Source organism: Rhodococcus sp. 27YEA6 (assembly GCF_044908235.1).
GTDB lineage: Bacteria > Actinomycetota > Actinomycetes > Mycobacteriales > Mycobacteriaceae > Rhodococcus_F > Rhodococcus_F qingshengii.
In genome coordinates this window covers 112773-125899 of sequence record NZ_JBIYCY010000003.1, presented here as the reverse complement: position 1 = coordinate 125899, position 13127 = coordinate 112773, and the positions used below count along the sequence as shown (strand labels likewise).

General features: G+C 62.5%; 12 protein-coding genes and 1 pseudogene. 8 read left to right on the top strand and 5 right to left on the bottom strand.

Translation table 11 applies throughout. From position 1 onward, the window contains the following. The first annotated feature begins 100 nt into the window (after window positions 1–100). The gene (locus tag ABH939_RS10940) at window positions 101–1489 is read left to right on the top strand and encodes an Ig-like domain-containing protein (protein ID WP_404649615.1); all 1389 of its coding nucleotides are present in this window, start codon (window positions 101–103) and stop codon (window positions 1487–1489) included. 8 nt (window positions 1490–1497) lie between these two features. Here ABH939_RS10940 and ABH939_RS10935 read toward each other — a convergent pair whose 3' ends face one another. Beyond that, complete coding sequence (locus ABH939_RS10935) at window positions 1498–2145, bottom strand: MBL fold metallo-hydrolase (RefSeq protein ID WP_054781003.1); 648 nt, start codon at window positions 2143–2145, stop codon at window positions 1498–1500. Window positions 2146–2310: 165 nt separating this feature from the next. Between ABH939_RS10935 and purS the strand changes: the two genes are divergently transcribed. Both purS and purQ read left to right on the top strand, forming a co-directional pair. Next, complete coding sequence (gene purS / locus ABH939_RS10930; protein ID WP_003945817.1) at window positions 2311–2550, top strand: phosphoribosylformylglycinamidine synthase subunit PurS; 240 nt, start codon at window positions 2311–2313, stop codon at window positions 2548–2550. Further along, entirely contained in the window at window positions 2547–3224 is a 678-nt protein-coding gene (gene purQ, locus ABH939_RS10925) for a phosphoribosylformylglycinamidine synthase subunit PurQ (RefSeq protein ID WP_003945887.1), read from the top strand. Before purS ends, purQ begins: the two co-directional genes overlap by 4 nt. Window positions 3225–3303: 79 nt before the next feature. On the opposite strand, the gene ABH939_RS10920 is transcribed toward purQ, so the two are convergent. Then, window positions 3304–4524: a pyridoxal phosphate-dependent aminotransferase gene (locus ABH939_RS10920; protein WP_003945423.1), complete on the bottom strand. Its 1221-nt coding sequence runs from the start codon at window positions 4522–4524 to the stop codon at window positions 3304–3306. A 138-nt stretch (window positions 4525–4662) separates the two neighbouring features. Between ABH939_RS10920 and ABH939_RS10915 the strand changes: the two genes are divergently transcribed. Both ABH939_RS10915 and ABH939_RS10910 read left to right on the top strand, forming a co-directional pair. Next, window positions 4663–6069, top strand: coding sequence for a PLP-dependent aminotransferase family protein (locus ABH939_RS10915; protein ID WP_042452643.1), 1407 nt, complete (start codon window positions 4663–4665; stop codon window positions 6067–6069). Window positions 6070–6126: 57 nt separating this feature from the next. Next, the gene (locus ABH939_RS10910; protein WP_116057186.1) at window positions 6127–6573 is read left to right on the top strand and encodes a hypothetical protein; all 447 of its coding nucleotides are present in this window, start codon (window positions 6127–6129) and stop codon (window positions 6571–6573) included. A gap of 6 nt (window positions 6574–6579) precedes the next feature. On the opposite strand, the pseudogene ABH939_RS10905 reads toward ABH939_RS10910, so the two are convergent. Next, window positions 6580–7788, bottom strand: a pseudogene (locus ABH939_RS10905) (macrolide family glycosyltransferase). A gap of 163 nt (window positions 7789–7951) precedes the next feature. On the opposite strand from ABH939_RS10905, the gene ABH939_RS10900 reads away from it, so the two are divergent. Beyond that, the gene (locus ABH939_RS10900) at window positions 7952–8242 is read left to right on the top strand and encodes a YiaA/YiaB family inner membrane protein (RefSeq protein WP_003945505.1); all 291 of its coding nucleotides are present in this window, start codon (window positions 7952–7954) and stop codon (window positions 8240–8242) included. On the opposite strand, the gene ABH939_RS10895 is transcribed toward ABH939_RS10900, so the two are convergent. After that, window positions 8226–9347 (bottom strand): cell wall metabolism sensor histidine kinase WalK, encoded by a 1122-nt coding sequence (locus tag ABH939_RS10895; protein ID WP_158646396.1) that lies wholly within the window; start codon window positions 9345–9347, stop codon window positions 8226–8228. The two genes, ABH939_RS10900 and ABH939_RS10895, sit on opposite strands and share 17 nt — an antisense overlap. Continuing rightward, complete coding sequence (locus ABH939_RS10890; protein WP_003945526.1) at window positions 9344–10057, bottom strand: response regulator transcription factor; 714 nt, start codon at window positions 10055–10057, stop codon at window positions 9344–9346. The genes ABH939_RS10895 and ABH939_RS10890 overlap by 4 nt, the downstream gene beginning before the upstream one ends. A gap of 216 nt (window positions 10058–10273) precedes the next feature. Here ABH939_RS10890 and ABH939_RS10885 point away from each other — a divergent pair, with 216 nt between their 5' ends. Both ABH939_RS10885 and ABH939_RS10880 read left to right on the top strand, forming a co-directional pair. Continuing rightward, complete coding sequence (locus ABH939_RS10885; protein ID WP_404649614.1) at window positions 10274–10924, top strand: DUF305 domain-containing protein; 651 nt, start codon at window positions 10274–10276, stop codon at window positions 10922–10924. Window positions 10925–11066: 142 nt separating this feature from the next. Continuing rightward, window positions 11067–13115 (top strand): heavy metal translocating P-type ATPase, encoded by a 2049-nt coding sequence (locus ABH939_RS10880; RefSeq protein ID WP_231782968.1) that lies wholly within the window; start codon window positions 11067–11069, stop codon window positions 13113–13115. Window positions 13116–13127: the final 12 nt, after the last annotated feature.

Below are 13127 nucleotides of genomic sequence, written 5' to 3'. Positions count from 1 at the left end.
TAAAACGGACGATTAATTAGAGCGCTGGGTCAGCCAGCTCTCCCACTGCTAGAGTGCGTGCAGTTAATCTGCCGCTAGTAGATGGGATTGGGATCTCGCCATGCGCACGAGAGTGTTCTCCAAGTCGGCCGAGGGTCTTGTCGCCGTGGCTGTGGGCGCAGTCGTCTGTGCTGCGTTCGTTCCGGCGCTCGCGTCTGCCGCTCCGACCGGCGCGGTTCACATGCTGCCGACGGGCAGTGTCGACGGCGGGTCGAGCGGATCGAGCGGATCGAGCGGATCGAGCGATGGCGTCCGCACCGCAACCGTCGACGATGAAGGTGAGCAACTCACACTGCGCCTTCACAAGATGAACCTGCGGGGATCCGAGTTCTCGATGGCTGTGCAAGACAGCGACGGAGAGCTGACCGACGCGGTGATCCCGGCGCCCCGTTCGTACATCGGCAGCGTAGAAGGGCGTCCGGACGCAATCGTCTCGGCCATCGTCGACTCCGCCGGAACACTGCGCGGGCAGGCGATTTTCGATCGTGGTGTTTCGATAGAGTTCGTCGGATCCGAGGTGGTCGGTCGCAGCACGGCGCCGATCGACGCAAAACCCAAGTGGCCCACCGCGGCCATTGCGCCGGCCTCGGCCGCAAGGGTCGGCAAGACGGTCAAGCAGTTCGTGGTCGGACTGGACCTTAGTGGCGAGTGGTACTCCGCGCACGGCGCAGGCAGTGCCGCCGTCGCTCTGGATCGGGCCGAGGAATCAATGGCCCGCACCGCTGCCATCTGGATCAGAGACGTCGGGATTCGGCCGGTCCTCGGTCGAGTTGTCCTGCGGGCAGATTCCGCCGGCGATCCGTACTCGAGCAGTTGTGAAAATCTCGAGCAGTTGGAAGATCTGTGGTCCGATCAGGTCGGGTCGAGTGTCGATCAGGCGACCGTCGTGTGCGCATCCGGTGGCGGAAATGCCTACTACTCGAAGTTCGAACTCGACCACAGCTACGCGCATGTCGGTGCCGAGTCCGACGGCAACTTCAGCCGCGTTCTCCGCCACGAGTTGGGCCACAACTTCTATGCCGACGACTACCACGGCGGCGGCGCCGAGGGATCGACCATCATGAACGGTAACGACCTCTCGCGCTTCGACGGCACCGAATTCGCTGCCATCGTCGATGCGGCGGAGGTTGCCTCGGCTCGACTCGACGACGTCGGTCGGTACACGGCAAGCCCGATCCCGCCGTACGCCGCACTCGACACCGCGCGGGTCCGCTCAGGCGGCACAGTCACCGTCGACGCCGTCGCGAATGATCATGACAGCAACGGAGATTCGATCACAGTGACCGGCGTCGGGGCGACGTCACTTCTCGGTGGCACCGTGAAGCTCGAAAACGGCGAAGTGGTGTTCGAAGCCGGAACGAAGGCAGGCACCGACAGGATTCTCTACACACTCACCGACGCAGCCGGTGGCACGAGCACCGGCTGGATCATCGTCGATGTGAGTGCGTGAGAACCGAATCAGGCGACTTCGACGCTCGACTCCTCGTCGAGAACTCGGAACTCGGTGCCGTCGGCAGCCATTTCCGAGTAGCGACCGTAGAAGATGCCTGCGGCCTCGTCGCGGATGATCGCTTGATGAATGGGAACCGCAACGCGCGGCGCCACCGCGCGGAGGTAGTCGATGGCCTCCGAGATCTTGAGCCACGGTGCGGCGGCGGGGAGGGCGAGAACGTCGATCTTTTGTTCGGGGACGTAGAGGGAATCGCCGGGATGCATGAACCGTGCCGGGTTGGTGGCGTCACCGAGGAGGAACGCGGTGTTGTCGATCATCGGTAGGTCCGGATGGATGATTGCGTGCTCTCCGCCCGTTCCGGTCACCTCGACGTCGCCGATGCTGAACCGGTCGCCCGGCCGGACGCCGGTCCAGCGCCCACCGAGCTTTTCAGCCGTCTGCGGATCGCTGTAGAGCACGGCGTCAGGATTCGCTTCGGCCAGTTCGGGCAGCCGCGCCGGGTCGGCGTGATCGGGGTGTTGATGTGTCACGAGGATGGCGTCGAGGCCGGTGATGCCTTCGAATCCGTGCGAGAAGTTGCCGGGATCGAAGAGGATCTTCGAGCCGTTCAACTCCACGAGCACACAGGAATGGCCAAAATGTGTCAGTCGCATGATTTCGAGTATGCGCCGCCCCGAAGGGACTCGCAGGCGGGTTTCACAGGTGGTGGCCGTCACGCCCCGATCACTCGATGCGAACCATCTCGGGTCCGCCCGGTAAACTGGCCATCACCCGAGCGTTTCACTCCGGGTTCGCGCACTAGTACCGAGGAGCAGCACGTGGCCCGTGTCGTCGTCGAAGTCATGCCCAAGGCCGAGATTCTCGACCCCCAGGGACAGGCAATTGTCGGGGCACTGTCTCGCCTGGGCTTTGCAGGAGTATCCGATGTCCGTCAGGGCAAGCGGTTCGAGTTGGAGATCGACGGCAGTGTCGAAGACGCCGAACTCGAGAAGATCGCCGAAGGCCTGCTGGCCAACACGGTGATCGAGGATTGGACCGTCAGGCGAGTCGAGGCATGAGCGCACGTATCGGAGTAATCACTTTCCCCGGCACGCTCGACGACATCGACGCGGCGCGGGCAGTGAACCTGGCCGGCGGTGAAGCTGTCGAACTCTGGCACGGCGATGCAGACCTCAAGGGTGTCGACGCGGTCATCGTGCCCGGCGGATTCTCGTACGGCGATTACCTTCGTTGCGGCGCGATCGCACGTTTTGCTCCCGCGATGGGCAAGGTCGTGGAAGCAGCCAAGGGCGGCATGCCGGTCCTGGGCATCTGCAACGGTTTCCAGATCCTCTGCGAAGCAGGTTTGCTGCCCGGTGCCCTGACCCGTAACCAGGGTCTGCACTTCATCTGCCGCGACGAGTGGTTGACGGTCGAAGCCAACAACACGGCGTGGTCCTCGCGATACGAGGCCGGCGCGCAGATCCTCATCCCCCTCAAGTCGGGTGAAGGTCGCTTCCAGGCGTCCGAGAAGGTTCTCGACGAACTCGAGGGCGAAGGCCGCGTCGTCTTCCGTTACTCGGAGGAGAACCCCAACGGCTCGCAGCGTCGTATCGCCGGCATCTCCTCGGCCAACGGCCGGGTCGTCGGTTTGATGCCGCACCCCGAGCACGCCACCGAGGCTCTCACCGGTCCCAGTGACGACGGATTGGGCTTGTTCTACTCGGCCCTCGACGCGATCGTCACTGCCTGATCGCCTGCTGATTTTCACCACTGAACGCCGACCGGAAATCCGGTCGGCGTTCAGTCGTATGTGGGCCCGGTACCCAGGGCTACTGGCTGTAGGAACTGAGGAAGTTGCCGAGTCGCTCGAGTGCCGTCGAGAGATCGTCGGTGTTGGGGAGAGTCACCAACCGGAAGTGATCGGGTTCGATCCAATTGAACGCGCGACCGTGGCTGACAAGAATCTTCTCCGATTCCAGTAGATCGAGAACGAACCTCTCGTCGTCGACGATGCCGAACTTGTCGACGTCGAGCTTGGGGAACAGGTACAGCGCCCCGTCGGCCTGTTGGCAACTGATCCCGTCGATGCTGTTGAGCGTGGTGTGTGCGAGATCGCGCTGGGCCGTCAGCCGACCTTGTGGGAGCAACAGGTCCTCGATGGACTGGCGTCCGCCGAGTGCAGTCTGGATAGCGTGCTGCGCCGGCACGTTGGCACACATTCGCATGTTGGCCAGCAATTTGATGCCTTCGATGAAGCTCGACGCCCGCTCGAGTGGTCCGGTGATGGCCAGCCATCCGGCTCGGAATCCGCACACGCGGTAGGCCTTGGACAGTCCCGAATACGTCAGACACAGAACGTCTCGCCCGGTCATCGTCGCAAGGTTTGTCATGGATCGGCCGTCGTAGACGATCTTTTCGTAGATCTCGTCGGCGAAGAGCATCAGATCGTGTTTGCGCGCTAGATCCACGAAGCGTTGCAGCACCTCCGTCGAGTAGACGGCGCCCGTCGGATTGTTGGGATTGATGACGACAATCCCTCGGGTGCGCGGCGTGATCCGAGCTTCCAGATCGTCGAAGTCCGGTGCCCAGCCTTGGCTTTCATCGGTGAGGTAGTGGACGGGCGTGCCGCCGGCAAGTGAAACCGAAGCCGTCCACAAGGGATAGTCGGGAGCGGGAATCAGGATCTCGTCCTCTGGATTGCAGAGGGCCTGCATCGTCAGGGTGATCAGTTCGGACACACCGTTTCCGAGATAGATCTCGTCGACGGTGACGTCGGTGATACCCCGCGTCTGGTAGTACTGGACCACCGCAGTGCGCGCCGAATACAGTCCGCGAGAATCGCAATATCCCTGCGCGGTAGGGAGATTGCGGATCATGGCCATCATGATTTCGTCCGGAGCTTCGAACCCGAAGGGGGCCGGATTGCCGACGTTGAGTCGCAGGATCGTGTGTCCCTGATCCTCGAGTTCTTCGGTCTTGTCGAGAATTCGCCCTCTGATGTCGTACCTGACATTCTCGAGCTTGCGGGCCTGATCGATGGGTGTGTTCACGCGGTTACGTACCTCTCCGGTTCGGGTGGGCGAGTTGTGTTTCAGATGAGAAGGGCGCCTCAGGGTTCGGTCTGGAAACGGACATTGATTCGCGATAGCGCTAGCGGCGAAAGAGGAGTAGCGCTACTATGATTCGACATGTCCAATGATAGCAGTTCGAGGATTGTCGCAGCCTTGCGTGAGTGGATCGCGACGGCTCCTCCAGGCGCGAAGCTTCCGTCCACTCGGTCGCTCGTCAGCCTGCACGGGGCGAGTCCGGTCACCGTGCAGAAGGCGCTGCGAACACTGGTATCTCAGGGGGTTGTGGAGGCTCGTCCCGGTGTGGGGACCTTCGTGCGCGCGGCGCGCGTCGTGCGACCCAACGACTACGGGTGGCAGACAGCGGCGCTTGGATCGCCGAACTATCGTCTGCAGCTGCCCATGGCGCTGCAGTCCACCTCCAACGACGTGATCGCGCTGCATTCCGGCTATCCGGCCCGAGAGCTGTTGCCGGAAGGTCTGGTTCGTGCAGCCTTCACCAGGGCGACGCGAACCGACGCCGTGTTCAATCGGCCCCTCGCTGCCGGGCTTCCGGAACTGCAGTCCTGGTTTGCCTCCGAATTGGGTTCCGCCACTCCTGCCGGGATCACTCCGCCGGGGCCGAACGACGTGGTTGTACTTCCCGGCAGCCAGGGTGGGCTTGCGACGTCCTTTCGCGCGTTGGTGGGGGAGGGGCGTCCGTTGCTCATGGAATCGCCGACCTACTGGGGAGCGATCCTGGCCGCCGCGCAGGCTGGAGTCACGGTCATTCCGATTTCCAGCGGCGCCAACGGTCCTGATCCTGAAGAGCTTTCGCGTGCATTCGAACAGACCGGTGCCCGTGCGTTCTACGCACAACCGAGCTTCGCGAGTCCGACGGGAGCGCTGTGGTCGCCGTCGTTGGCTGACAAGGTTCTCGACACCGTCCGTCGGCACGGCGCATTCCTCATCGAGGACAGTTCGGCGCTCGACTTCGGAATCACCGCAGATCCCAGCCCCATCGCTGCACGAGACGACAGCGGTCACGTCGTCTACCTTCGTGCGCTGACCAAGAGCGTGTCCCCATCGGTGCGAGTTGCCGGATTGATCGCTCGGGGTCCGGCGTACGAGCGGATTCTGGCTGATACACAGGCAGATTCGATGTATGTCAGCGGGATGCTGCAAGCGGTAGCGCTCGACGTCGTGACCCAACCGGCCTGGCGAACGCACTTGCGTAGGCTTCGTCACCAACTCGAGGCCAGACGCGACCTCCTCGTCTCGAGTCTGCGCGAGCACGCACCGGACGCTCACCTCGACGCCGTACCGAAAGGCGGACTCAACCTCTGGCTTCGGCTCCCGGACACCACGAACGTCGAACGCGTGGTGCAGGACTGCCGGTCGGCCGGCGTCATCGTCGGGGCCGGTGACGATTGGTTCCCGGCAGAACCGACTGGAAAGTTCTTGCGGCTCAACTACGCCGGACCGAACCCGGGTGAGTTCCCCGACGCCGCCCGCATTATCGGCCGAGCAATCACGCAACATATGTAGAACTTCACCTCACTGGTGGTTGACCTGAACTTCCGTTGAGGTTTTATCGTCGTGTGCATGAACAAACAAGCGATGCAGCCACCGGCCAACCAGCCGATCGGATTCTGGACCGCGCGAGCCGGTGAAGCGATTCGCACGCGCACGCGCGGAGCACTCGAAGCGATCGGCGTCACCCAGCCGGGGTGGTGGGTCCTGCACCAACTTTCGCTGCACCCTGAAGGGGTGGAGCGTGCTGTCCTCTTGCGGACGATCGGTCCGAACGAATCCACCGACGTGATCGATGACGCCGTCGACTCTGCCCTCGAACTGGGGTGGGCGCGCGAAGACGGGTCTGTCCTTCGCCTGACTGGTGCGGGCTCCGAGCAGTTCGATCGCGCCGCGCGGGTACAGCAGATGCTGCAGGAAGAGCGGATGCAGGGAATCACCGAAGAGGAGTTTGTCACCACCATCACTGTGCTGCAGCGAACCATCAAGAACGTGGGCGGCGACGCCTGGCACTGGTAGCAGACATTATCTGGGCCCGCTGCCGGGTAGAGCGGCTTCGATCAATTCGACGGCACGGGACACACCGCCCGCCGCTGCGAGTTCTTCTGCCAACTCCGTGCTGCGTCGGCGGAACTCGTCGGCGCTCACCAGAGTCAGCGCCTCACGAAGCTCTACTGCCGTGACGGTAGCGCTGTCGACGCGTACTGCGACACCGGCGTCGACGAGCGAGTCGGCGTTGCCGAACTGATCGACGGCTTGCGGCACTGCGATCATTGGTGTCCCGGTCACCAGTCCCTCGCTGGATCCGCCCATACCCGCGTGGGTCACGAACGCGTCGGCCTGCTGCAGAATTGCGAACTGCGGTACCCAACGGTGTATTTCGACGTTGTCGGGCAATGGTCCGAGATCTGAGATCTGCACCTGCTTTCCGATCTGGAGGACGACGTGCCAGCCGTCCATCTGGCCGAAAGCCTCGACGCAGGTGCGGTAGAAATCCGGATGATCGGTGAATGCTGAACCCAGCGAGATCAACAAGAGCTTGCGTTCGGGATCCGGGTTCACCCAAGGTTGACTGCTCGGTTCGAGTGCGGGGCCGACGAACGTGTAGACGTCGCGGTTCACGCGTTCGGCGTTGGGCTGCATCGATTCTGCGATCAGCACGATTGCACGGGGTGGGCGTCCGGTGAACTCACGCGGATCGACCTCGACGCCTTCGGCGCGGAAGAACCGGGTCTCCCGATCGAGCAGGTCGACGCCTCTCGGATCGGAACGAATTTCGTCGTACATCGGTGCGGCGTCGGCTTCGTAACCGTCCCAGGCAACGTACGTCGGCGACAACTGGATGATGGGAACGCCCCACTACTGAGCCAGTATTCGTGCCGGAATGCCGGCGATGTCGTAGAGAAAGAGGTCAGGGCGATCGTCTTCGTAGATTCGGCGTAGCTGCGGCAGCATCGACTCGTAATCGTCCTGGAAAATCGTCAACTGATCGATCAGATCCCCGTCCCAGCTCTTCTCGGGTTCGGCGCCGTCGGGAGAAGGGACGAGGCTGGGCAGCGTGGAGACGTACGGTGCGAATTCGGCCCCGGTCGCCTCGATGATCTCACGCATCGACTCGTCGTTGGCATAGGTGACGCGGTGACCGGCGGCGACGAGACGCGCGATGATCGCCAGGCTCGGATTGACGTGGCCCGGTGCCGGAATGCTCACCATGGCTATATGTCTGCGGGTCATCGATCACTCCTGCCGTCTGACTGTTCTGGAACAACTCCGGATACCGGACCGAGACTATCCACCAGGATGGGTAACGGCATCTGATTTTTGCCGGGGAAGTACCGAGCGCACTCGAGTAGGACTACGCATCCGAGTGCCGGGATGGGCGAGCAGACTTCGAAGCATGAGCACACCGACAACACCCTCGAAGACCACTGCAGCCTTCTATCTTCAGGCCGGAATAGCCTTTGCCGTCAGTTTTGTCGGCACCCTCCTCGGAATTGCGTATCTTCCGATCGATGCGTGGCAACGCGGATTTCTCGGAATGTCCTTGCTGTTCTTGGTCACCAGTACGTTCACGTTGGCCAAGGTGATTCGTGATCAGCAGGAGGCATCCACAGTCAGGGTTCGAGTGGACGAGGCTCGACTCGAGAAGCTGATCGCCGAGCACGATCCGTTCAAAGCGGCAGCCTGAAACCTGTCGGCAAGGTGAGGATCAGCGTGCTGCCGAGAGGTTGCTCGTTTCGGAGCGCCGACAGATCGCCGCCGTGTGCGAGCGCGAGGCTGCGCGCAATCGTGAGCCCCAAACCGGAACCGTCGGATCGATCACCGCGATGGAAACGGTCGAAAACTGATTCGAGTTGGTCTGCGGGAATTCCGTCACCGGTGTCGGTGACGGACACCGAGAGGTGGTCACCTTCCCGTGCGAGTGTCACCCTCACCGAACCTCCGCTCGGAGTGTGCCGCAACGCGTTTTCGAGCAGATTGGCGAGGATCTGTTCGATTCGTTGGCGATCGACCTCGGCCGTGATCGGTTGCGGAGGTAGCGCGGTCGTCAATTCGACTCCACGATCGGCGAAACGTGGCGCCGCTGCTGCCGTTGCGCTGCAAACGATGTCGTCGATCTTCTCGTCTCGGCGATCGAGTTCGAGAGCGTGTTCGTCGGCCGCGGAGACGTCCGCCAGATCGCAAGAGAGCCGACGCAGTCTTTCGAGTTGATCGCGCATCACCGACCATGAAGAGTTGTCCGTGGGGAGGACGCCATCCTCGATGCCGTCCACGTACGCAGCCAAAGTCGATAGCGGAGTGCGTAATTCGTGGGCAAGATCGGCAAGCAGGCGTTTGCGGACCCGATCCGAATGATCAAGGCGTGCCGCCATGTCGGCAAAGGCAGTTTCGAGACGCGTGAAATCGGCATCTACGTCGGACCTGCCGATAGTCACGTCGAAGTTCCCGTCTGCGACGCTTTGAGCCGCCTCCGCCAGCGTTGAGATCGGGGCCGTGATGCGTCGGACGATGTAGACCGCGGCGATGCTTGCGCCCACCAGTGCGACCGCGATCCCGCACAACAGTGCAATGGTCATGGTCTGAGCGAATGCCTCTTCGGTGTGGGTACGGACATTCGAGTCTTCGATGCCGGCCATCATGAGGTGGTTGTGAAAGAGCGGGGCAGCGACGGCAATGGCGACTGCGGCGATGGCGAGGCAGGAGACGAACAGGACGACAAGCTGCGCCAGCAGCAGTTTTCCGCGTAGCCCGAGTTTCTTCATGACGACCTCGTTCATGACGACCGCGTTCATGACGACCTCAGGGAGTATCCGACGCCCCTGACGGTTCTGATGAACCGAGGATCGGTCGCGTCGTCGCCGAGTTTGCGGCGTAATGCACGGACATGGACGTCGACGATGTGTTGGTCCCCGAACCAGGGCGACCCCCACACCGAGGCGATGATGTCTGCTCGACTCCAGGCGGCGTCAGGTCGGGTAGCGAGGGCGGAGAGCAACGCGAACTCGGTGGGTGTGAGATCGACCGGGCGGTTGTCGACATGCACGGTGCGGGCGAGGACGTCGATGTCGAGACCGGGTGGCGTCGGCAGCGCTTCCGGCAGCATGCTCGACGCACGTGGCCGTCTGAGCAGTGCTTTCACTCGCGCAACCAACTCGCGGGGGCCGAAGGGTTTGACCACGTAGTCATCTGCGCCAGCTGCCAGTCCGGTCACCTTGTCCGACTCGTCACCGCGGGCGGAGAGCATCAGGACGTACGCGTCGGAAAACGTACGGATCCGCCGGCAGACTTCCAGACCGTCGAAGCCCGGGAGCATCAGGTCGAGCACGATCAGCGCGGGCTCGAATTCGCGCACCGAACGTACTGCGCTCGGCCCGTCGTGGGCGAGGCGCACGGTGAATCCTTCGCGTGTCAGATAGTTGGCGACAACCTTGGCGAGGGCAGTCTCGTCGTCGACGACAAGAACGCGCCCCGGTTCCTCGCCAGGTCGTAGTTCGGCGCTCATCAGACCGAGGTTAGTCGACTGCGTGTCTGCATTGCTGGCGCGTGGTGGTTTCCACTCGACTGTGAAGATTCGATGAAGGAAGCCTGTTCGAGCCGGTTATCGGGCTTCGCGGTGGATTTTCGCCGGTAACGTGGCAACTGTGCATGTGCAGCATTCTTGTCAAATCAATTGTGGTGCAGTGCATATCGAACAGAATCTATTCTCGGGAGTGAAAACATGTCTTTGACGGTCAGGAAGAGCGCCGCGCGGTTCGTTCCGGTTGTGGCAGCGGCAGCACTGTTGATTGCCGGATGCTCGGACAACTCCGGGGAGAGTATCAACCATTCTTCCGAAACAACCAGTGTTGCAGCACAGTCGGAGATTCCTGCGGGTGTCAATGCTGCCGACATCGAGTTTCTCGAAGGGATGTACCCGCATCACGCGCAGGCATTGAACATGGCCAGGATGGTCGACGGTCGAACCGACAATGCCGAACTTCTCTCTCTTGCAGCGCAGATAGAGGCAGCGCAAGGCCCGGAGATGGCTCAGATGACCGAATTGTTGACGGAGTGGGGACGCCCCGAGCCTTCGTCGAGTTCGATGGAGGGCATGGATGAGTCGGCGCACGCGGGACACGGCGTCGAGATGGCCGAGATGCCGGGAATGATGTCGGCCGACGACATGACCGCCCTCACCGATGCCAGTGGCGCGGAGTTCGACAAGTTGTGGCTGACGATGATGATCGAGCACCACAAGGGTGCCATCACCATGTCCCAGACCGAACTCGACAACGGGCTCGACCCGTCGGCGGAGAAGATGGCAGAAGCGATCATTGCCGGTCAGCAGGCGGAAATCACTCAGATGGAAGCGATGTTGAAGGGGAGTTGAACAGGAGGCCTTGGCCGCGTGACCTTGCTCGGGTGGCTACCTGGGCATACGTTCGAGGCTGATGGCTTGACCGGTGCTGTGCTGCAATCACACGCGAGGGGATGACCGCCACATGGATCACAGTCAGATGGACCATGGCCAGATGGACCATAGCGAGATGAGCCATGGCCAGATGGAGCATGGGGCACACGGTGGTCACGGGGATCACGTCGCACAGTTCCGGACGTTGTTTGCAGTCATGCTGGTCATCGCGGTTCCGGTCGTTGCGGCAGACGCGATGTTCGCTGATCTGGTCGGGTACACACTGCCGGAAAACTCTCTGGTGGAATGGATCTCACCGGTACTCGGCACGGTGATGTACTTCTGGGGTGGCAAGCCGTTCCTCACCGGCGCTGTTGCCGAAATCCGTTCTCGGCAGCCGGGAATGATGCTGTTGATCGCGCTCGCGATCACCGTGGCCTTCTTCGCGTCATGGGCTGCGAGTCTGCACTGGGTGGATCACACTCTCGATTTCTGGTGGGAGCTCGCGCTTCTGATCGTGATCATGTTGTTGGGCCACTGGATCGAGATGCGTTCGCTCAGTCAGACATCGAGCGCCTTGGATTCACTTGCCGCTTTGCTGCCCGACGAGGCAGAACGGGTGGTGGGGGAATCGGTGGAAACCGTGCCCACCGCAGCTCTGGCGACCGGCGACCTGGTGATAGTTCGTCCCGGCGCCCGTGTTCCCTCGGACGGAACGGTGGTCGAGGGAAGCGCCGACATGGACGAATCCATGATTACAGGCGAGTCGAAGACCGTCCGCCGGACTGTCGGAGATCAGGTGGTGGCCGGCACGGTAGCCACCGACTCGGCACTTCGGCTTCGAGTCACCGCCGTGGGAGAAGACACCGCGCTCGCCGGTATCCGGCGCCTGGTCGAACAAGCCCAGAACTCGTCGAGTCGCGCGCAGGTGTTGGCGGACAAGGCCGCTGCTCTGCTGTTCTGGTACGCACTGGGCGCGGCAGTGCTGACCGCGATCGCCTGGAGTATCTGGGGCACCCCGGAGAGCGCAGTCACCCGGACGATCACCGTTCTGGTGATCGCCTGCCCGCACGCGCTCGGGTTGGCGATTCCACTGGTCGTCTCAATCGCGACGGAACGGGCGGCTCGCGCTGGGATCTTGATCACCGACCGCATGGCCCTCGAGGCGATGCGTAACGTAGACACCGTTCTCTTCGACAAGACCGGCACTCTCACCAAGGGGGAGCCCGCAGTGGTCGGTGTACGCGGTGTCGACGGGTATTCCGACGACGACGTTCTCAGCGCAGCGGCTGCCGTCGAGTTCGACAGCGAACATCCACTCGGGCGCGCCGTCGTCGCGGCGGCGCGGGAGTTGTCGCTCGAATTCACTTCGGGTTCCGACTTTCAGGCGCACAACGGGATCGGGGTTGCTGCGGACGTCGCCGGTGCACGCGTCGGTGTCGGCGGACCGGGGATGCTGCGATCGGTCGGGGCCACCGCGATCCCGGGGACCGAAGAGTGGCTCAGTGACGGGTCGACCGTCCTGCATGTAGTGCGTGACGAGAAGGTAATCGGCGCATTGGCATTGGCCGACGAGATTCGCCCGGAATCAGCATTGGCCGTCGACGCCCTCCATGCTCGCGGTGTGCGGGTGGCCATGGTCACCGGAGACGCGGAGGCCGTGGCCCATTCGGTGGCTCGCAGGCTCGGGATCGACGAAGTTTTCGCCGAAGTGCTTCCGCAGGACAAGGGAGCGCAGGTATCTCGGCTTCAGGCTGCGGGCCACCGCGTGGCGATGGTCGGTGACGGGGTCAACGATGCGCCGGCACTCGCCCAGGCGGATGTGGGCATCGCGATCGGTGCCGGAACCGACGTGGCGATCGCGTCGGCGGGAGTTGTTCTGGCCAGCGATGATCCGCGTTCGGTGAGCTCGGTCATCGAGCTCTCCCGCGCCACCTACCGGAAGATGGTTCAGAACCTTTGGTGGGCAGCGGGATACAACGCGATCTCGGTTCCTCTCGCTGCGGGAGTACTGGCGCCCGTCGGGTTCGTGCTGCCGATGGAGGTCGGAGCAATCCTGATGTCGGTATCCACTGTGGTCGTTGCCGCGAATGCCCAGTTGTTGAGGCGCTTGGACTTGCGGCAACCACCGGTGACCGCGCTGGAGTCGAGAGTGCTCACATCGCAGTAGTGAGCGGTTGAA

Excerpts from the sequence above, each read along its gene's own strand:
- purQ (WP_003945887.1), top strand. The coding sequence starts at position 2,547 with ATGAGCGCACGTATCGGAGTAATCACTTTCCCCGGCACGCTCGACGAC.
- ABH939_RS10915 (WP_042452643.1), top strand. The coding sequence starts at position 4,663 with ATGTCCAATGATAGCAGTTCGAGGATTGTCGCAGCCTTGCGTGAGTGG.
- ABH939_RS10940 (WP_404649615.1), top strand. The coding sequence starts at position 101 with ATGCGCACGAGAGTGTTCTCCAAGTCGGCCGAGGGTCTTGTCGCCGTG.
- ABH939_RS10935 (WP_054781003.1), bottom strand. The coding sequence starts at position 2,145 with ATGCGACTGACACATTTTGGCCATTCCTGTGTGCTCGTGGAGTTGAAC.
- ABH939_RS10885 (WP_404649614.1), top strand. The coding sequence starts at position 10,274 with ATGTCTTTGACGGTCAGGAAGAGCGCCGCGCGGTTCGTTCCGGTTGTG.
- ABH939_RS10900 (WP_003945505.1), top strand. The coding sequence starts at position 7,952 with ATGAGCACACCGACAACACCCTCGAAGACCACTGCAGCCTTCTATCTT.
- ABH939_RS10880 (WP_231782968.1), top strand. The coding sequence starts at position 11,067 with ATGGACCATAGCGAGATGAGCCATGGCCAGATGGAGCATGGGGCACAC.
- ABH939_RS10910 (WP_116057186.1), top strand. The coding sequence starts at position 6,127 with ATGAACAAACAAGCGATGCAGCCACCGGCCAACCAGCCGATCGGATTC.
- ABH939_RS10895 (WP_158646396.1), bottom strand. The coding sequence starts at position 9,347 with ATGAACGCGGTCGTCATGAACGAGGTCGTCATGAAGAAACTCGGGCTA.
- ABH939_RS10890 (WP_003945526.1), bottom strand. The coding sequence starts at position 10,057 with ATGAGCGCCGAACTACGACCTGGCGAGGAACCGGGGCGCGTTCTTGTC.